Here is a 19,710-nt window from a genome sequence, read left to right on the forward strand (position 1 = left end):
CATCAAAAAGGGGGTTATTTATGAGGAGGATGGACAAAGTAGACCTCCAGCTCATCAAAATACTCTCACAAAACTCAAGACTCACATATCGCGAATTGGCTGAAATGCTCGGAACTACCAGGCAGAGGGTTGCCAGGAAAGTCGACAAATTAAAAAATTAGGCATTATTAGAAAATTTACAATAATTCCAAACTTGGAAAAGTTAAATTACATGTATGCGATTCTATTGATAAAAGTGAAAGCAACTGAAAACATATACCAAGTTGCAAAGGTTCTCAAAGATCACGAAGATGTTAAAATATTGGAGCTAGGAGTAGGAAAGTACAACATAATAGCCCATGTTTTAGTTCCAAAGGATATTAAAAAAGCACAAGAAAAGGTCAACGATGTAATTAAAGAAATTAATGGTATTGAAGATCTCGAAGTCGAGTTTGTTAGTGACATTCCAAAGTTTGAGCTTCTCTAAGCTATAACCTGGGGCTCTTCCAACACTTTTATCTTTCTTATCTCTGCCTTTCTTAGCGGGTAGATCTTCTTTGCCTCCTTTGCAATCTCAGCTGCAATTTTGCCGTTTACGGATTCTAAAACAAAGTCCTTGAAGTTTAGTTCTTCAGCTTTCTTGTAGATAATTTCCTGCATTATCTTTCTAATAGCCCTCTCTTGGCTCGTTTGTATTCTTCTCATTGCTATGGCCATTGCCATTACCCTCAACTTGTACCCATCTTTCGTTGTTATGTTGAATATTCCATCAATTCTTGTAGTCTTTCTCCTGACAAGGGATCTTATGTAACTCCTTGCAAGCTTCATTCCCTTGAACTTTGTGTAGGCATTCTGTCCCTTGACATCATATACTTGGAAATAGAGCTTCACGTGACTCTTTGTAAAGTCTCCTGTAACATCCTTCAGAGTAACTTCAACGACTCTGTTGAGTACTTTCTCTGGATCGTCTGCTGGCGTTAATCCTACCTCTACCCCGCCAAAGAAGTCGGGAGCATAAATAATATACCATTGCTTCAACTTCCACTTATCCCTTGTTGTTGTAGCCCTTTTCGCAGCCATCATAACACCTCCTCAGCAACTTTTACAGCGAATATCAAATCATCGAGAGCAACTATGAGAGTCTCAATTTCTCCATGATATTTAACCTTTGTTATTACCTTCGCTCCATCGGAAAACGTCATAAGATTTAAACTTTTCTTGAGGTTTGGAGGGAGAGAAATATTATCAACATCAACAGACTTCGCAATAGCCTCAGCAACCTTCTCATCGCTGTACTCCCACAATATTTCAGCTTTCGCTTTTATCTCCACCTTTGCTCACCTGTTCTCCAAGGATTTTATCTATTAATTTTCTAAACTCCGCCAACCTGGCCCTGGGAATTCTTATACCTGCAGCTATCGCGTGTCCTCCCCCTTCCCCATTCACTAGCTCAGCCGCTTTCCTAAGAGCTTCTCCCAAATTGTAACCCTTAGCTAAAGCCCTTTCAGTTGTTCTAGCTGAACCTTTGAGAAGGTTTGGATCTTCATCAGTATCTGCAAACACTATAACCGGCTTTTCAGGATCTGCCAGTCCAGCATTGATGGCCATGCTAGCTGCTATTCCAACGAGAGTATCTCTAATACTCTTTCCCACATATAAGACGTAAACATGATCCCCCTCCCAAACTTCACTGTTCCAATTTTGAAGTAGCCACTTTCTTGCTTCAATTTGCTCCCTCTTGTAGTCTTCAACCATCTTTAGGGCCTTTCTGAAAGCCTCCTCATCTCCCAAACATACAGCCACTCCTAAGTTGCCCAAGTTTAACCTGCCTGTAGCGTTTAATAGGGTAGCAAATTCTCTAGCCTCGTGCCTGGGATCCCCTTCAGGATATAAGGGACTAATAACAACGTCTCCTATTAGCCTATCTATATCCTCTTTTCCAGCTCCATGCTTGATCATGTGAATGATTAGGAAATCATGTAACTTTTTCTTTTCCTCCTCACTTAATTCCCAATATTTTTTCTCGGGATTGAAGCCCTTGTTCTTTAACCACTCTATGGCCTTCCTCTCGTCTCCAGTAACTTCAGGAATTTCCGGATTTGTGGCATATGCGAGCATTTGATAGAGAGGTCTAGTTTCCCTACCAAACAGGCGCAATTCTTTTTTAACCTCAAGAATTCCCAGAGATTTCCCATCTTCAATAATATCAAGGTTCATCCCATGGAAAACTCCATCGTTCTCTTGCATATCCCCAACTGCTCCCACTATTGCAATGTAAGCAAGGTCCCTATTCTTTTCATTTAGCTCCCTTGCAAAGAAGTATGTAACCCCAGATCCACTCAGATCCCTAACGCTATTTGCGCCAAATTGAACTGGATTAACAAGTATATGCTTTTCTTCCAACTTCACATTTTCCGGAGGATGGTGATCAAGGATTATAACAGTTTTTTCCTTAAGATACTCTTTTATCAAACTTAAAGAACCACTACCCAGGTCGGAAAAAATGAAGATTTTGTAATCTTCATCCTTTAATTCTCTTAAAAGATCTTCACTTACCTGTTTAACAATCGAAATGTGAAAGCTCGCTCCTTCTCTTCCCAAAGCCTTTGCAAGAATTGCCGCAGAGGTTATTCCATCCGCATCCCTATGAGAGATTATCCTTATAGTATGACCTAACTCGATGTGGAGCTTTACTACATCCACAGCCTCCCTAACCTTGTTCAAAAAACCCTCCTTATCCATGAAAAACACCAAATGAAAATATAGGGAAGGATCAGCGGACGAGCAACTTTGCAGTCTCTGGGTCGTAACGCCAGTTCTTTGGAAGCTTACCCTTCCTCTTGTAGTACTTAACAAGTCTCCTTATCTTGCTCTCTATGAGCTGAAGACCACGCATTGAGTGCAGGTCCTTTGGATGCTGCTCAAGGTGCTTTCTAAGGTTTACTGCCCTTCTAATGAGGAACATTAAGTCTTCAGGTATCTCTGGAGCAAGACCGTGCTTTTCGAGTATTCTCGTTATTGTTAAGTTTCTATTTGGATTGTCAGGATCTTTAAACAGCTTAACGCTAGGGATTCCATACTGGTCTCTTAGGATTGTTCCAATCATTGCTGTGCTATACCCTTCCTTCCTAAGCTTAACCACAAGGTTCTCTATTTCTTCAACAGTATACTCCACCCAAATTGGAGGAGCCGTCCTTGGAGGCCTCTTTGACCCACTCTTACCCCTCTTTCTAGCATGCATCCTCGCCATTTACATCACCTCCATGGTGACGGCCAGCCTAAGGCCAGCCGTCCCTTTCGGCGCATGATTGATTATAGCATTTAAAAGGTTTTTGGAATTTCCCTTTAAGAGCCGAGAATTCCAATTGGAAGGTTTACAGGCTTATCAGTTTCGACTCGGCCTGAAAGCAGGTTCTTCGCATATTACCTACTGGTTAAAGCCAGCTTGGGGGTTATGAAGAGGATGGGCTATGGTGGTGAGCAATCCTGGGAAAAGTTATGGTTTCTTCTCATTACTCTCACAATTAATCGAGAAATCAAGAGGGTTTCTTCGCATTGCTTTACTCAGCCATAGTTCACAAGGAGGAAGTTATAACGGTGAATCAATAACTTCGAGAAAATTAACTTTCTTAAAGTCTTCATCAAAGGTTGCTATTTTCTTAATTCCATAATATTTACAAGTGGCAGCTATTATCGCATCGTTGGTTAAAAGAGCGTATTTTTCCCAATTTCTGCGGATAACTTTAGTATTTCCCAGTTGACTTCAACTATCCTTAAAAGTTCATTCTTCATCAGTTGTTCAATTGATTCCTTGACTTTCCCATAAACCCAACTATATCTATTCAAATGCTTTTTGAGATCATAAACACCCTTCAATCCATCTCGAAGGGCCAGGTAAACATAACCTTATAAGCCGTTTCAGAGAAAACGACTGGACTAAGGTAAGGCCTCTTTCAATTAACGACTTTACTAATGCTTTTGCCTTTTCATCACCAAGGTTTAATCCTACCAGAACAGAAGAATCTACAAAGAGTTCAAAGTGATTCATAGTAAGCCTCCTTAAGCTTCTTATAATCTATACCCTCAACTTTCTCGATAACCATGGAATCCAAGATTTTCTCAAGCTCCTCCTCATCAATTATCTTGATGATGACCTTTGAGTGCTCTTTAAGCTTTAGCTTTTTTAGAGGTTTCAAAACTCCATCCTCATAAATTGCCTCAATGACCTGCATAACTCTCCCCGTAAGAGATTTTTGGGAGATTTAAGGTTTTGGCGTTGTTGTGAGGTTTGTTTTTAATGACGAAGTTAATGTTAACAAAAAAGAGAGCGAAATAGGAAAAGATGTTAAGAGGTATCATTTAATTAGCTAACTAGAACCTAAGATCCCTCCACTAATTAAAAGTGCAAAGAAGTGAAGTACTTTAGCCATTCCCATCACCTCCCGGGTGACGGCCAGCAAGTGCCAGCCGTCCCTTCGCGTAAACACAATGGAATCAATTTAAAAGATTTTAGAACTTAATAACATTTGTTTTACAGTTATGTTAAGAAGGTTGGCGGAGTAGCATACCAGCGAGAGTATCTAAGGTATTCTCGGTTTGTTTAAATAAAATCCCCAATTGGAAGTTTTTAATTCACTATCACCTTCATTCCATCTACGCTGTATTCTTTATTCTCATTTATCATCCATTCGTTTGGGTCGAGGATTATCTTTAGGGGCTTATCATTTATCTCAAAACTAACCTTTGCTTTTCCTTTAATCCAAACTTTCTTGACAAATTTTTCTTTTGAAGTTATTATCTCAACCTCAAGGGGCATTGTAAAATTGCTCTTGTCAATAATGTCAAAGCTCACTATATATTTTCCATTCTTTTGGACTAGACTTAAGTTTTCAATCTTGTAATTGGGCACCTTTGTAGTGTAAAACCATTCTTTGAAGAACCAATCCAAATCTTGTCCACTGACTTTTTCAAAAATATCTTGAACATCAGTTAAATTGCATTCTTTACCATGACACTCCCTCAAAAGTTCCCTTAGCCCTTTAAAGAAAATCTCATTACCAAGAACAAACTGCAGAGAACGGAAGACAAAAGCACCTTTGTAGTACACCATTCCTTCTGCGTGTGGATTGAACACGTCTTCCGTATAAACTTGTGCTAAGGTGTAGGTGGAATTAATTAAAGGAGAATGTTCTACAAAATTAAGCACTTCATAAGAATTCATGGACATTATAGCAAGATAATTTGCTAATGTTTCATCCATCCTACCAAAAGATGCATAATCACCGAACCAAGAGTGGGCAATTTCATGAGCGAGGAGGAGAGTCTCATTTCTTTTAGGATGGATTAATATAACTCCTTGTGGGAACTCAAAACCCGCCTTAGTGTTTAAACTCTCCAGGTAAAAGATTTTGAGGCTGGAGTATGGATAACCTCCTAGAATTCTAGAATAACTCCTTACTATTTTGGAGACAACATAAACAACGTCTTCTCTCTTTCTTCCCACCTGATACACATTAATTGTTATTCCTGAAAGATTTTTACGAATGAGCGAGAAATTGCCCACAATTATTAAGGGATCTCTTGAGTTTTTTGAGCTATACACAAGAATATTTCCCTCTCTTGTTGATCCTTTGTAAATAACCTCCCAGAACCCTTCTCCTTTTTCGTCTATTACTACCCCTTCCCAACCCTTGGGAACCTTCAGGCGTATTTGTGATTCATAGCTTTCAAAAGTTTCTAGTTCCCTCAATAGCCACATGGATGATAACACGAGTTCGTTTCCATCATAGGTTGTTCTGAAAATGCTCCAGCTTTCTCTCATTTCTATGTAACTTACAAAAGGCTCAAAGCGCATTACTTCGGCATGATACTCTATTGTTATATTCCCAATTTTATCTTTTGGTATCTTTAAAACGAGTACCAAGATATTTGCTTGAGGCATGGTGACTATTGAAACGTTCTTAATAAAGCATCCTTTCGCTGTAATATTTCCAATAACAACTCTCTTAGGAAATATCAGTGATATTCTACTTGTGTCGCTTTCTCTAACGTTTTTTACTGTCAAAATTTTCTTCCCGTCCACTTCTAAACTTTTTTGAGAAGAAGGATTAATTGTGAGTTCTATATAAGATCTAACTTCAAGCTTGGAAAAGTTATGTGTGGTTAAATAAGTGACGCCATGAAAGGATGCATTTGATTTGGGAATGTCCTTTCCGTCAATTATTTGGAAATTTTCTAGATTGTTATTGTCATGAATAGTAACATTTTTAAAAGTGAAAAATAATATAATGCCAATGCATATCAAAGTTATAAAAATTCTTCTCATTTTCATGTATGCTCACTATTTATGTAATGTATTCTTGGAGGTTTAAATAAATATTCCTTTTATCTCCTAGTTTATGATAAAAACGTAATCCAGCTTCGCAATATGGATAAAGGATGCATCCTGGAGCATTTGGAGTGCCGTATTTCAATATCGACACAAACGCACAACCGCCCATACAAATTGGTAAAAGTTTACAATTTCTACACTTCTCAAATTCTAAAGCATCTCTTCCCCTAGCTTCATAGTAGAAAGGTGTTGGAGTAAATTCTCCCTCTTCGGTTATTTTTCCAATCCTGTATTTTTCGATTCCTATCATTTCCCAACAGGAATATACATCCAAATATGGGTCAATTATATACGCATTTGGATTTTCATGCCCGCAATACATACTTCTCCCACGCGGTAGAATATATGATTTCTGAACTGGAAGATTGTACTTCTGTGCACTTTGGTACAAATAATACAGTTTGTCAAATATTTCTCTTTCTTTAGATATAACTAAATCCTTCGGGTCTGAAAACCCTACTAGTCCAGGTCGTATAATTCCAAAAGCAATAGGAAATGTTATTTCATTTTCCTTTAAATACCTAAGCAACTGGGGAATACTATCCACATTGCTTTTATCTACATTGATTCTAAGACTAACATACCCTTTGTAATTAGATAATTTTTTCAAATTTTCAATAATAGTGTCAAAAGTGCCGGCACCATCTAAAGATTTTCTTCTATCGTCATGAACTTCCTTTGGTCCATCTAATGTTATTTGCAGACCACATCTGTATCTTATAATCTCATTTATTTTTCATCGTCTAACAAGGTACCGTTTGTGACCATGGCAAGGACATAATTTTTTATTAAGCCGCGTTTTTTCAGAGAATCTAGTTTTTTAAATACACATTTGCATCCTTCCCAATTCAAAAGAGGTTCTCCTCCATATAAATTCACATTGAGGGTAGTAGGGTACTGCCGTATTTTTAAGAGTTTTGATAAAAATTTATCAAAAATTATATCAATATCTTTTTTAGTTAAATATCTGCTCCTACGTTTAAGATCCCCTTCATAACAATAAACACAAGCTAAATTGCACCTATATGTCATTATGAGAGTAAAAGTTATAACATTGCCAATTTCATTAAGGAATGAGAATTTTCTTCTTGCTCTTACTATATTGAGTTCATTAATATTTTTTGGTAATATGACTTTTGTTTCAAGAAACAGGTTTAGCATAGTTTTCGGGATTTTTAAATCATGAAGTTTATCGATATTTTCAATAAGATGTTTTGTCTCATCATCTACTTCAATTACACTTTCACTAAGGCTATTATAAAGCAACCATTTATTATTATCAATTTTAAAAAATAAATTATATCGAGAAGGTTTATATTTCATAGAGACAGCCCCCATTTAGTTTTAAACCAAGTGCAGCATGATGTATTATAGTACTGGTGGCATGCAAATACAGCGTTCAATACTGGCACATTTTGTCATACAGAGATTCTCTGGTCCTACACACTCACAAGGATAGTCGGGTTCAATAGGGACAAATTCAAATATCAACTTCTTTCGGTATAATACCTCAAACTTCATTTTTCTGCCTCCTCAAGTTTTTTCATTCATTTTTTCGGTGAAACGATAAATAAGTTTTACTGCAACTGATTTATAAATTCTCGAAACTTTTTTTATAAATGTTATGAAATCATAATCAAGGAAAAGAAGCAATGCTTATAAGTAACTTCACCAATTTTAAACTGATGTAAGATGATGAATGTAGATAGGATAACAAGAAACGCTAAAGTAATTAAAGCATTCATTTTCATTCAGAAAGAAGTCTTCTTTTCAAGGAGGTTTGACTTGTTTCTTCAATTTATAAGTTTGAGTTTAAATATCCTATTTATTGGTATTTTTGCAAATCTAATTACAATCAACGCTGACATCTCCCAATATGGCACCGCAAACTATCTCGATTATCTTTTAATTGGCTCAATAATTCACAATCTCGTGTTTTTACCGAGAGGTAGCATCTCTTCATTTGTTTTGGGAAGAGTATTTCCAGTGTTGTATAATTCACCAGCTTCCTTAGCGGCCATTTTTATTGGAATCAACGCCTGGCGAATTTTATGGAACCTAGGCTTAACTCTGATAATAGCTACAGTTTATGTTATCTTTTTCGGGTTAACTATTCATCTTAACCTTGGCGTTGTAATTGTCATCTTGAGTGGCATCTTGCTGATTTTTGCTCTTGACATGTTTTCCGCAGGCTTTAGAATTGCCACCAAAGCGACTCAGGATCCATTAAATTGGTTTTTCAACATCACCGCCCAGCTTGTAAGTGGCTTATACTTCCCACCAGAGGCATTGCCGAAATGGATTCAACCTTTATCAAAAATTCATCCAGAGACATATATCCTCAGAATGGGTAGACTAACAATGGGTGGGGATTATTCATTAACAGAAATCCTTCCAAGTTTACAAAGCATGCTAATTATAACGGTGGTAATGTTAGTTTTAGGCTATTTAATGTTCTCATGGGGCTTTAATAAGGCAAGAGAACTAGGAACATTAGGACACATATAGGGGGTGAATGGGACGAGGGTTCATCTGTTAAAAGCAGAATGTGAGAATGGGAGACTAACATTGCTCATTAGAATAGAAATAGATCTTGAACACGCATATAAAGTGGAATTAACTAAGCTGGAAAGAGATGTCCTAGAATTTATACTTCGAAATGGTGAAGTTACTCAAAAGAAGCTGGCTGAAATATTTGGGAGGGTTAAGACTTGTAGGATTATTAAAAACTTAGAAAAGAAGGGACTAATAGAAAGGAAGAAAAATGGAAGAACTTATATAGTGAAGGTAGTGTGAAATTGTTAATTCACAACTATAATTATCCCAGTTTCTCTCTCAATGTACTCTCTATTCTCATTCACCATCCATTCGTTTGGGTCGAGAATTATCTCTGTGGGCTTTTCATTAAGCTCAAACTCTACCCTTGCACTCCCATTAACCCAGATTTTCTTAATGAAACTCTTTGTTGGAGTTTTTACTTCAACTTCAAGTGGCATTGTGAAGTTACTCTTATCTGCAATCTCAAAGCTCAGAGCATACTCTCCATCCTTTTCCTCCAAGCTTAGGCTTCTCACGTAATAATTAGGAACTTTTGCAGTGTAAAACCATTCTTTGAAGAACCAATCTAAATCTTGTCCACTGACTTTTTCAAAAATACCTTGAACATCAGTTAAATTGCACTCTTTGTCATGACATTCCCTCAAAAGCTCCCTTAGCCCTTTAAAGAAAGTCTCATTCCCGAGCACGAATTGTAGGGAGCGGAAGACAAAAGCACCCTTATAATATTTAATGGCATTCCTAACTTGGGGATTGGAGATAACTTCTTTATAGGCCTGAATCAATGGTTTCCTGTATTGTGAAGAATATTTCAATATTTGCCTTTCTGTGTAACCTAAGCTATAGCTGAGATATCCCGCATCACTTCCCATGAATGTAGCAAGACCTTCCTCAATTCCTGGAGTGAGATCAGTATAACTTCCAAACCACAGATGAGCAACTTCATGTGCAAGGGTTGGTAAAATGTCTTCAATCCTTTTGCTATCTCGAATTCCAACAATTGCAATTCCTTTTCCAGAATCCTCAAATTCCTCTCCATTTCCAAATGGAAGATCTGGATGAAAAATTACGTTGATTTCGGAATAAGGGGGATCCATCAATCTATCTATGTAATGCTTAATTATTTTTACAGTAGCGTTAGTAAGTTCCTTAGAATATAATCTCATATTGCTTGGAGCATAAATTACTAACCAAGTATTGTTGTCCCCTATTGTTAGTTTAGTTTCCTGGAAAAATCCTCTTTTATAAATATACACAGAACCCCATGGTTTGGAATTGTCAATTATTATAATCGTTTGATTATTCTTAGAGTTTACTTCTAACGGGTACTCAGAGATTACTGCATACCTCGAAGGAAGAACAAGAACGATATTTCCCCGAGAAACTTTCCCAATTATCCCTGCAGGAGATACGGGGAAAACGAAATTCGGTGAAAAGTATATTGCATAAGGATAGTTTTCTGGATAATAAAAAGACTTGGAAAATTGAGCTACGTAATAGAGAAACAGAGAATCTATCGTCGTCTCATATTCCAGTGTTCCGAAGAGTGGTTTATCTTTTGAATATGTTAAATTCAGGAGAAATATCTTGACATTATAATCAGGCAATAAGTAATAAGAGAGTCTCGATAAATTAACTTGCTGTTCTTCAAATGTGATATTCAAGTTACCAAAGTTTGGGGTTAATATGTAAATTATTGTACTATCTTGGGTTCTGTTTACGATCATGAAGTCCCATTTCAGCCTTAAATGATGATGTGTAATTGAGGTACTTACATTTCCAACCAGAGAATAATCCACTGAAATTCTCCTAAAAATATCATCTATTTCAGGTTCGTATATCACTTGCGCTTCTGCTTGTAAAGGATATTCAACATGTAGTTCTGAATTTGCTTGCATTTGAGAAGAAGTTTTCTGCTCAGTTGGAATCCTGAGGCATCCACTAGGGAGTATGATGATAAAAGAAATGAAAATAACAATCACCTTTTTTCCAATCATCATAACTTCCCACCATTTTGTTTCGATGTATTGTCATCATTATTAAAAATAAATAATGTATTAAGTATTGAACATTATACGATTTTTGGTTTGTTCATCTCTATTTGGAACTCTCCCTAAGTTCTCTATTAGAGTTTCCTTGCTAAATAGGTTGGGATACTTCTTCATTAGATAAAATTTTAATCCTTCTTTCCAAATATATTTATTTATGTCACATCCTGGACCATTGGGATGTCCATTTTTTCGAATTGACTCCATTGCACATCCACCCATGCAAACTGGCAAAAGTTTGCAATTCTTGCACTCATCATATTCTGTAGGATCCCTAGATTTCGCATCATAATAAAATGGAGTAATTTTCATTGTTCCATCTTTCTGTATTTCCCCAATTTGATAATCCTCAATTCCAACCATCTCCCAACACGGATATACCTTTAATTCTGGGTCAATAACGTATCCAAATGGATTGTCATATCCGCAATAAATGAATCGTAAGTTAGGTCTAGTCCAAACCTCGAATCCTCGCCTGTAAGCTTCTTTCCAAAGATATGGGAGATACTTCTGAAGATCGCTCCCAGAAAAGTAAACACCGCAGTTGGAACTACAATAAGGAAGATTTCCTCTCACAATTCCATAGGAAATTGGTATACCTCCTAGACCCTCATCCTTTAAGAAGTCTAACAATTCTGGGATTTTTTTATAGTTTGTTTTGTCAACATTTATTCTTAATGCCAAATGGAAGTTTTTATTAGCTATTCTCCGATTTAAAAGTTTTATATTTTCGATTATTTGATCAAATGTTCCCTCTCCATTTGATTTTATTCTTCTTTTATCATGGATCTCTTTTGGACCATCCAATGTTATCTGCATTGAATATACGTTGTAGTTATTGATTGCGTCAACAATGTCCTCATTAATTAGTGTTCCATTAGTGACAAAACCTGCTGAATAATCACGGATTTCTTTATTCTCTTTCATTTCTTCTAATCTTTGTAGTGTATATTCACATCCTTTCCAATTTAAAAGAGGTTCTCCTCCATAGAAACTAACTGAGATTGTTGGTTTTTTGTCTCCTTGTGCATGAGCACTTGCAAAAGTGAGTATTGTCTCAATTTTCTCTCGGGTTAATAACCCACCTTTGCTTTTTATATCTCCTTCATAACAGTAGGGACATCTCAAATTACAAGAATATGTCATTACTAAAGTCAGTCCAATACTTAAATAATGTAGAAGTTGTCCATAATACATCATTCTTGTAAGTTTAATGATATTAAGCTCGTTTAGTTCTTTGTTAACTATTATTCCTTCAGAAATCATCTTATTTAACAAGTCTGGAGGCAATTTATTAAACGTTTCATTTTCCAAGATTTCTTTTGTTTCAATATCACACTTAGCTATTATGTTTCTCAATGTGTTAAATGATATAACTTCTCGTTTTCTTTCGATGAACAAATTATATTTAGAGGATTTATACGACATCTATTTCCCTCCACATCTTCAATTGAGAAATAACAAAACAAAAAACAAACGATTAGTAGTTAATAACAGACACAATATTCGCACTGCTGGTTACACTCACAATCTATTCCGATACAGAAACCCGTTGGAATAAATACGGCGATACACTTAGGTATGCAAACTCCTGGGCAATATAGACTGCAATCATCTCCGCAAAGACTCGATCCTCCATAACAGGTACATGAGAGGTTTCCAGTAATTCCTTCTCCTGAACCTTTTTCTATGATCTCAAACTCCACCTCAATCACCCCAACAAGTTTTTCACCTATATTTTTTGTTGAAACAATAAATAAGTTTTACTGCAACTGATTTATAAACTCTTGAAACTTTTTTATAAATAGCATGAAACCATAATTAAAGAAAAAAAGAGCAATGCTTATAAGTAATTTCATTGATTTTTAATAATGAGTAGTGAGCAGTGATGAACGTTAATGCAGTAAACAGAAACGTTAAAGTCATCACTCGATTATAATCTCTATTCCTTTAACGTTATCTTTTTTATTTTCATTTACCATCCATTCGTTTGGGTCGAGGATTATCTTTAGGGGCTTATCATTTAGTTCAAAACTTACCTTTGCTTCCCCTCTAATCCAGACTTTTTTAACGAGCTTTTCTTTTGGAGTTATTACCTCAACCTCAAGGGGCATTGTAAAATTACTCTTATCGACAATTTCAAAGGTCAATGAATATTTACTGTTTTTCTGCGTTACAGTTAGGTTTTTTACTTCATAATCAGGAACCTTAGCAGTATAAAACCATTCTTTGAAAAACCAGTCTAAGTCTTGTCCGCTAACTTTCTCGAAAACATTTTGAACATCAGTTAAATTGCACTCTTTACCATGACACTCTCTCAAAAGCTCTCTTAAACCTTCAAAGAAAGTCTCATTACCAAGAACAAACTGCAGAGAACGAAAAACAAAAGCACCCTTATAATATTCAACACCAAGTCTCACTTGCGGGTCAAGTATTCCATCTTGGTAAACTTGGGCAAGAGGCATTCCGTAACGTTTGAAATTCCTTACTGCTCGATCTTCTCTTTCTTTCAAGTTTTCACCAGTAAGTTCACTCACATCAAATTCCATGAGTGTGGCGAGGCTTTCATCGAGCCGACCAAAGTGGACATAACTCCCAAACCATAGGTGGGCAAGCTCATGAGCAATTGTTGGTAAAATGTCCTCATTTCTCAAAAATCCATGATGTGCACGAAACCCGACGATTATAATGCCTTTCCCGAAATATTCAAACTCTTCTCCAAAGATAATGTCCGGATTAAAAAATACATTGATTTCTTGATAAGGAAGTATACTTAAGCGATCTACATAGTGCCAGACTATTTGTGCTGTGATATTTGCGAGTTCTTGAGCATTCAAGTAATTATTCTTTGGGCTGTAAATGATTAATTTAATATTTCTAATAGTAATTTTGGTTTTCTGAAAAAGGTTTTGATTGTAAATGTAAATAAACCGGTAATTTGTTGGATTAGGTTTAACATTTTTGAACATCACCACTAATTTTTCATCTTTATGCCATACTCTAGGTAAATAATAATCAGAGAGCACGATATAGTTTGAAGGTAAAATGAGGGTGAGATTATATATTTCTGGAATCGGGTTATAGAGGGAATTTGAGTTAACGAGAATTCCTACAGATGATATTGGAAGAAGCCATTCAGTTGAGAAAACTATTGTTGAAGGATATGTCTCAGGATAATAAATTGGAGAAAATTTCACAAAATCCCCAAGTATGTATTTAGTAAAAGAGGAGTTTATTGTTGTTTCATACTCTAGTGTTCCATGTATTGGAATGCCTTTTGGATATGTTACATTCAAAAGTATTACTTGAGCATAATACTGAGGTAGTGAATAGCGAGAGAGTTTCGATATGTTTACTTGTACTCCTTCAACCACCATACTCAATCTACCAAAATTTGGAGACTTTATGTAGAGTACAGTATAATTTCCAGATCTATTCGTGATTATAAAATCCCACCTCACTTTTAAGTGATGATTGAGGGTAATTACAGTTATGTTTGCAATAACAGAATAATTCGTCAGAAAATAGGGAAAAGCTCCATATATACTTTTTTCTTCGACTTTTGAAGGATACTCAATGTAGAGTTGCAATTTCTCTTGTTTTGATGATGGGACCGGGTTATTACTCCATAGAATATATCCCACGGAAAGCACAAGAAAAGAGATAAGGAATACAGCAAGTGCTTTTCTTTTCATCAGCATTCCCCCTCACTAAACAGTAGTTTTATTATCACTAATATACTCTCCTGCACTATTTAACTCAAGTGAATTTCTTGTTTTGAGTCATAGTGTAAAGGTATAAATTCAAAATATGTTTGAGGTATTTGTCATGTCCATTTAAGCATCATTTTTGAGTATCTTCACACTAATTTACCCATTCCTCCTAAATACAAAACTAGTTCATTAGTGTTATCTACATGGATTAATTTTGCAATATAATCGTCGTAAAAACCACCAATAGAACATACTCCTAAGTTAAGCATAGATGCGATGAGATAAAAATTTTGCATAATATGGCCAGCTTCAAGGAGTAAATATCTATATCCTCTGTCTCCATACTTCAACCTTATTTTAGAGTAATCCCCTGTAATTATTAATATTAAACCAGCAGTTCTAATCCATTCTTGATTACCAAGAACCTTAACCAACGTATCTAAAAATTCATTTTTTTGTGAAATTTGATACTCTTCAATTTTAATTAATTCATGTGTAAGAGGATCATAATAATAAGATCCAAAAGGTAAGTCATCTACATTGAGCGATATCAAGTATACATGACAAGAATTTAGCCCTCCTGCAGTTGGAAAGGATCTATGATAAATGGAGTGATTTTCTTCATCTTGTATTAAAACAACGCCACTTGAGAGTTTAAGAAGTACAGAAAGTTCATTCAACTTAATTGGTTCATATGAAAATGTTCTGATAGATCTGCGAGTTACAATAGCCCGTACTAAATCATAAGAGAAGCTGGTTACATCAATTCTAGGTAGTTTTATTCTTGTTCTATCTACATACTGTTTAGATGGAAATAAAAATTCATCAATGTTTACTGTTCTGTAAAACTTTTGTATTCTCTCACTTGTTTCTTTGGCATTAGAGGGGTTTATACTTGTGTTCTTGTGAAATAATAACCCCAGATCTAATATGGTAGATTTTTTACGATTTTTTGTTACCTTCACAAAATAATGAACCATTCAGCATCACCTTATGGATATGGATGAGGAATACACCTTAGCTCTTCATAAGAATGACCTGAAAAGTTATACAATCGCTTATCACCCAAATACTGAATGTGACCCGCCAGGATACTTAGCAGTGGGGGGATTATTACCTTAACCACATGAATACCTGTTTTCCTGAGAATTTCCGGAGTGATATCAACTACGATTAAGTCCAGCACTTTGTTTTTTAAAAGTCTTATAAGCATGTTAAGATGCCTCTCTGCGGAGTCGAAGGAATAAACTGCTGAGGCTAATATTAGTGACTGTAATGAAAGTTCTTCATTACTATTTATAAAATCGATAAAATGGATGTACATTTTCGGATCTAAATATAAGGCTACGTGATCAGTAAAATTTTCTAATTGTTGTTTTGGACTTGGTTGTGTTAGTAGTTTCCATAGATATGTATGAAATGCCTCAGTTATTGCTTTTTTTAAACCATTAATTGGATTAATGTTAGAAGAAAGACCAGTAACAACGCTCTTTCTATTATTTTTTCCAATTATTATTGATGCCATAAATGTAGGTATATTAAGATCATTTTCCATATATGTGATTATTACCTCTATATCTTTTTTATTTTTGATAAAATCTATAAAGTCCTTAATGTCTTTATTGTCTACTTTTAGTTTGGTTGATCTAAGGTTCCCATACCAATATATTCTAGCAGTATCTCTCTCAATAACCTCATATATACCATTAATGATAGCCTGAGTTAAATTACTATGCGCAGCACTCCCAGTTGTTACAGAGGGACTAATTAAATTCTCTCCCCTTTCGGGAATATAGGGAGTAAATACAAAAGATGCAGGAACATAAACTTCCTCGTTTGTAATTAATGATTTCCCTGGCATCCACTTTATCAAACTATCTTCACAAAATTTAGAATATGGAAAGTCTTTTTGCTGATATTGCCTTTTATGAAACAATTGTATACTATGTGGGCTGAGCGCATTAAGTCCCATTTTATCTAAATCCCTATAAGTAGCAAAGATCATTTTATCTCTAGCTATAAACTGGTAATACATCCCAATAAAACGTTCTGTATATTCTCCAAATGCACGGAGAACAGCTTCTCGTTCAGTTATCCCGACTCCAGAACCACTAAAAGGATAGTCCCAGCAAGATCCCAATAGTCTTTTGACATACTTCTTATCTCCTATAACAGTGGCTAAAAAGAGATTTATATCCGTATGATAAGGCTCAAAGATAATAACTTTCTCGACTGGAAGGGGATAATTAGACAATTCAAAAACTTCAATATTGCTAACATGACAATTTATCCTCATTTAAACCACCTCCCCTCACAGACATTACATTTTGGATCCTTTAAAATAGGGATATACCTAATCGTGAGGGTAGGGAGCACCTCAACCAAAATTATTTTATTAAATAATGGAGTTCCTAAACTACCAATTGCTTTACAAACTTCAAGAACTGTAAGAGCTCCTATAATTTTATCTAGAGGAAATATATAACCAGAAGAACCATAATTATTTATAGCTTTTATTTTATCTTCCATAAAAGTTCCAAAAAATCTCCATGTTAAGTAACAGTTGAAACATGAAGTATCTGGAGGATAAATAAGAGGACCGATGTACCCCCTTGACCCCTCTATCCAGGCGTACATGTAAGGAGTGCTAATTTTATACAAGAGATCGTTAAGCTCGCTAAGTAATTTTATATTAAAATGTTCTGAATTTACTATTATAATATCAAAATCACTATCATTTAGATAATTGCTAATGTTTATAGTATCTGGTAAATTTTGCACCTCTATTTCAGGAAAGATAGAAGTTAGTTTTTTTCTTAGATAATCTGCCTTCTTCATACCTATTGCATCTTTAGTGTAAATATCACTTATTTCGGTTGGAGAAATAAAAGTTCTATCAAACAAAATAACTGAACCTACACCAACATTACACAAGTTATATGCAATATTAGCCCCCAACTTGCCGAGACCTACTATCAAGACCTTGCTCTTCTTTAGATGTTTCTGGTAGTCTGTATATCCTAGACTTTTGAGAAAACATATATGATCATGCATTCTAATTAGCTCCTCAAGAGACAATTCGGGCAATAGTCTATCTTTGTTTTCATATATTAAAATGCCCTGCTTAAACATATAGTTAACAACTTCCTTAATAATGTTTTTATTATCTGGAAACTCTGTTTCTAGGGACTCTTGTAAGTCTGCAATTGAATAGATTTCATTATTATCTAAAATTTCTTTAATTTTATTAAAAATAGTTCTAATATTTTTACCATATAATCTAATTAATTTCCCATTAACATCTCTAAATATAAGTTCATTTGGAGCAGAGAAAATCAAATTAATACCACAGTTAAACCATATACGTGCATTCTTCCTTTTTGAATTTGCCATCTCTACCACCTCTTAAATCAACTTATCCTCTATTCTGACTTCTTTCAATCTTTTAAGTGACCACACACTTATGAGCTGAAGCACTGTTATATAAAACAGGGAAGTTACTAACAGAAATTCTACAGAAAAGGATAAAATCCCCGAGTAGCCATATATAAGAAGGCTAAGGATACTGTTTAACGGAGAAAGGAATACTAGTAAAGAAACATCAAGTGACGTATTAACTTGAAGATATCCAAGAAGAAATGTGAGGGATATTAGGAAGTAGGCTAAATACTCAATTAAATGTGCTTTTTTAAGAAGGGTTGCTATTGCCTGAAGTGAAAATGAAAGTGAAAAATAAAATAGGCCTGCTAGCATGGTAAATAGAACCAGCATTAGCAATTTTTTAGGAAATATAATATTTTTTGAAACATATGAATACCCAACTATCGTTGCAAATAGTATTATAAGAGCGTATATTCCAAAGATAACCATCGCTCCCAATGTGCTCTCAAAGTAATATCTGTTTATTGATAGTTTTGAATGCCTGTGAAGGTATATAATCGCTGATGAGCTAAAATAAATCATCTGCGCTAGTGTCCCACTTACTATGCTAAAAGAAATCAGAATTGCCAAACCATACCAGCGACTGGCATGGTTTAAAACTTTTAGACTATAATGTGCAGAATCCGATATAGATAACATGTTTGGTATCAAGGACAGCAAAATAAGGAACAATCCAAAGAAGATTAGACCTCTGCTTCTAAACATGCTTATAATAAAGTACTTTAGATACTTAGTCATTCTAGCATCACCCTATATATTTCATCTATACTGGCATAATCTGAAATCTTTTGTCCTATCGGTCTCCTAGTTAAAATAACATTTTTCTTATCTCCCTGAATCCTAAGAACTATATCTGACTCACCCTCTTCAATATCCGAAAATGTTACATAGCAATTAACAAGGTCAGATGCACTCCTAATCGGTCCATATAAGTGACCATTAAATAGGAAATATACTTTAAAAGTGCTAAATTTACTCAGAATATCCAGTCGATGGGTTGTCATGATGATAGATGATTTCAGAGAGTTTAGGATTTCAACTGTTTTATTTGTCCGCCAAGGATCGAGACCCTCAAAAGGTTCATCGAGCAATATTAGTTTAGAATCTGTGAAAAACGCTAAGAGATTCGTTAAGCATTTTTTCTCACCGCTGGATAAATTGTAAAATTTCTTTTCAAGAATATGCTCTAGTTTCATTTCTTTTATAAAATTAAGAATTTGCTGAGAGGGTATTTCCTTTAAATCACAATAAAGATCAATTAATTCTGATACCTTTATAGAATACACTAATTTGTAAACAGATTCTAGATTTGTAGAGACTTTCTTTTCTCCAACTACCTTCTCGTAAGGCTTTCCACAGATTTGAATTTTGCCACTTTTAATAGGGATCAATCCCAGTAGTGACTTTAATAGTGTAGTTTTTCCAGCCCCATTAGTTCCCAATATAATAGCTTTTTCTCCACTATTTAAAGCAAAAGATATGCCCTTTAAAACTTTCACATTATCGTATTCAACATTTAGATCTTTAACCACTAACATTTTGGCCACCCAAAAATCAAAAAATTTAAAAAAATTAATTAAAA

Annotated in this window: 20 protein-coding genes and 1 pseudogene; 3 read left to right on the top strand and 18 right to left on the bottom strand. The window is 35.1% G+C overall.

The annotated features are described in order from the left end of the window. Nucleotides 1-20: 20 nt before the first annotated feature. Nucleotides 21-466 (top strand): annotated as a pseudogene (locus tag ACMFNG_RS02880) (Lrp/AsnC family transcriptional regulator). On the opposite strand, the gene ACMFNG_RS02885 reads toward ACMFNG_RS02880, so the two are convergent. The 10 genes from ACMFNG_RS02885 to ACMFNG_RS02930 form a co-directional block, all read right to left on the bottom strand. Continuing rightward, entirely contained in the window at nt 463-1,059 is a 597-nt protein-coding gene (locus ACMFNG_RS02885; RefSeq protein ID WP_011013200.1) for a 30S ribosomal protein S3ae, read from the bottom strand. The pseudogene ACMFNG_RS02880 and the gene ACMFNG_RS02885 sit on opposite strands and share 4 nt — an antisense overlap. Then, nucleotides 1,059-1,310, bottom strand: coding sequence for a KEOPS complex subunit Pcc1 (locus ACMFNG_RS02890; protein ID WP_011013201.1), 252 nt, complete (start codon nt 1,308-1,310; stop codon nt 1,059-1,061). The genes ACMFNG_RS02885 and ACMFNG_RS02890 overlap by 1 nt, the downstream gene beginning before the upstream one ends. Continuing rightward, entirely contained in the window at nt 1,288-2,721 is a 1,434-nt protein-coding gene (locus tag ACMFNG_RS02895; RefSeq protein ID WP_011013202.1) for a DHHA1 domain-containing protein, read from the bottom strand. The genes ACMFNG_RS02890 and ACMFNG_RS02895 overlap by 23 nt, the downstream gene beginning before the upstream one ends. A 31-nt stretch (nt 2,722-2,752) precedes the next feature. Then, nucleotides 2,753-3,229: a 30S ribosomal protein S15 gene (locus ACMFNG_RS02900; protein WP_011013203.1), complete on the bottom strand. Its 477-nt coding sequence runs from the start codon at nt 3,227-3,229 to the stop codon at nt 2,753-2,755. A 339-nt stretch (nt 3,230-3,568) separates the two neighbouring features. Continuing rightward, nucleotides 3,569-3,736 carry a PIN domain-containing protein gene (locus ACMFNG_RS02905; RefSeq protein ID WP_394295155.1) on the bottom strand — a complete coding sequence of 56 codons (168 nt, stop codon included), beginning with the start codon at nt 3,734-3,736 and terminating at the stop codon, nt 3,569-3,571. Beyond that, nucleotides 3,685-3,855 carry a hypothetical protein gene (locus ACMFNG_RS02910; protein WP_011013204.1) on the bottom strand — a complete coding sequence of 57 codons (171 nt, stop codon included), beginning with the start codon at nt 3,853-3,855 and terminating at the stop codon, nt 3,685-3,687. The genes ACMFNG_RS02905 and ACMFNG_RS02910 overlap by 52 nt, the downstream gene beginning before the upstream one ends. A gap of 158 nt (nt 3,856-4,013) precedes the next feature. After that, on the bottom strand, nt 4,014-4,211 hold the full coding sequence (locus ACMFNG_RS02915) for an antitoxin AF2212-like protein (RefSeq protein ID WP_011013205.1): 198 nt from the start codon (nt 4,209-4,211) through the stop codon (nt 4,014-4,016). A 395-nt stretch (nt 4,212-4,606) separates the two neighbouring features. Continuing rightward, on the bottom strand, nt 4,607-6,061 hold the full coding sequence (locus ACMFNG_RS02920; RefSeq protein ID WP_223208988.1) for a M1 family aminopeptidase: 1,455 nt from the start codon (nt 6,059-6,061) through the stop codon (nt 4,607-4,609). Between the two features lie 262 nt (nt 6,062-6,323). Beyond that, nucleotides 6,324-6,917 carry an SPASM domain-containing protein gene (locus tag ACMFNG_RS02925; RefSeq protein ID WP_011013207.1) on the bottom strand — a complete coding sequence of 198 codons (594 nt, stop codon included), beginning with the start codon at nt 6,915-6,917 and terminating at the stop codon, nt 6,324-6,326. A 182-nt stretch (nt 6,918-7,099) separates the two neighbouring features. Continuing rightward, nucleotides 7,100-7,693, bottom strand: a complete 594-nt coding sequence (locus ACMFNG_RS02930) for a radical SAM protein (protein WP_014835502.1) — start codon at nt 7,691-7,693, stop codon at nt 7,100-7,102. Between the two features lie 369 nt (nt 7,694-8,062). Here ACMFNG_RS02930 and ACMFNG_RS02935 point away from each other — a divergent pair, with 369 nt between their 5' ends. Together ACMFNG_RS02935 and ACMFNG_RS02940 are read left to right on the top strand one after the other, a co-directional pair. Continuing rightward, nucleotides 8,063-8,878, top strand: coding sequence for an ABC transporter permease (locus ACMFNG_RS02935; RefSeq protein ID WP_011013209.1), 816 nt, complete (start codon nt 8,063-8,065; stop codon nt 8,876-8,878). A gap of 3 nt (nt 8,879-8,881) precedes the next feature. Further along, complete coding sequence (locus tag ACMFNG_RS02940; protein ID WP_011013210.1) at nt 8,882-9,166, top strand: helix-turn-helix transcriptional regulator; 285 nt, start codon at nt 8,882-8,884, stop codon at nt 9,164-9,166. Nucleotides 9,167-9,171: 5 nt separating this feature from the next. Here ACMFNG_RS02940 and ACMFNG_RS02945 read toward each other — a convergent pair whose 3' ends face one another. The 8 genes from ACMFNG_RS02945 to ACMFNG_RS02980 all read right to left on the bottom strand — a co-directional run bounded on the left by ACMFNG_RS02945 (nt 9,172) and on the right by ACMFNG_RS02980 (nt 19,666). After that, entirely contained in the window at nt 9,172-10,926 is a 1,755-nt protein-coding gene (locus ACMFNG_RS02945; protein ID WP_011013211.1) for a M1 family aminopeptidase, read from the bottom strand. 57 nt (nt 10,927-10,983) lie between these two features. Continuing rightward, nucleotides 10,984-12,333 carry a radical SAM protein gene (locus ACMFNG_RS02950; protein ID WP_430515195.1) on the bottom strand — a complete coding sequence of 450 codons (1,350 nt, stop codon included), beginning with the start codon at nt 12,331-12,333 and terminating at the stop codon, nt 10,984-10,986. A 566-nt stretch (nt 12,334-12,899) separates the two neighbouring features. After that, complete coding sequence (locus ACMFNG_RS02955) at nt 12,900-14,669, bottom strand: M1 family aminopeptidase (protein WP_004068683.1); 1,770 nt, start codon at nt 14,667-14,669, stop codon at nt 12,900-12,902. A 164-nt stretch (nt 14,670-14,833) separates the two neighbouring features. After that, nucleotides 14,834-15,667: a SagB/ThcOx family dehydrogenase gene (locus ACMFNG_RS02960; protein ID WP_004068677.1), complete on the bottom strand. Its 834-nt coding sequence runs from the start codon at nt 15,665-15,667 to the stop codon at nt 14,834-14,836. Between the two features lie 11 nt (nt 15,668-15,678). Beyond that, nucleotides 15,679-16,983: a YcaO-like family protein gene (locus ACMFNG_RS02965; RefSeq protein ID WP_004068676.1), complete on the bottom strand. Its 1,305-nt coding sequence runs from the start codon at nt 16,981-16,983 to the stop codon at nt 15,679-15,681. Next, entirely contained in the window at nt 16,980-18,080 is a 1,101-nt protein-coding gene (locus ACMFNG_RS02970; RefSeq protein WP_004068674.1) for a ThiF family adenylyltransferase, read from the bottom strand. Before ACMFNG_RS02970 ends, ACMFNG_RS02965 begins: the two co-directional genes overlap by 4 nt. 12 nt (nt 18,081-18,092) lie before the next feature. Further along, nucleotides 18,093-18,698: a hypothetical protein gene (locus tag ACMFNG_RS02975; protein ID WP_223208989.1), complete on the bottom strand. Its 606-nt coding sequence runs from the start codon at nt 18,696-18,698 to the stop codon at nt 18,093-18,095. Between the two features lie 164 nt (nt 18,699-18,862). After that, entirely contained in the window at nt 18,863-19,666 is an 804-nt protein-coding gene (locus tag ACMFNG_RS02980) for an ATP-binding cassette domain-containing protein (protein ID WP_004068668.1), read from the bottom strand. Nucleotides 19,667-19,710 lie beyond the last annotated feature (44 nt).

Source organism: Pyrococcus woesei (genome assembly GCF_050496105.1).
Classification (GTDB): Archaea; Methanobacteriota_B; Thermococci; order Thermococcales; family Thermococcaceae; genus Pyrococcus; species Pyrococcus furiosus.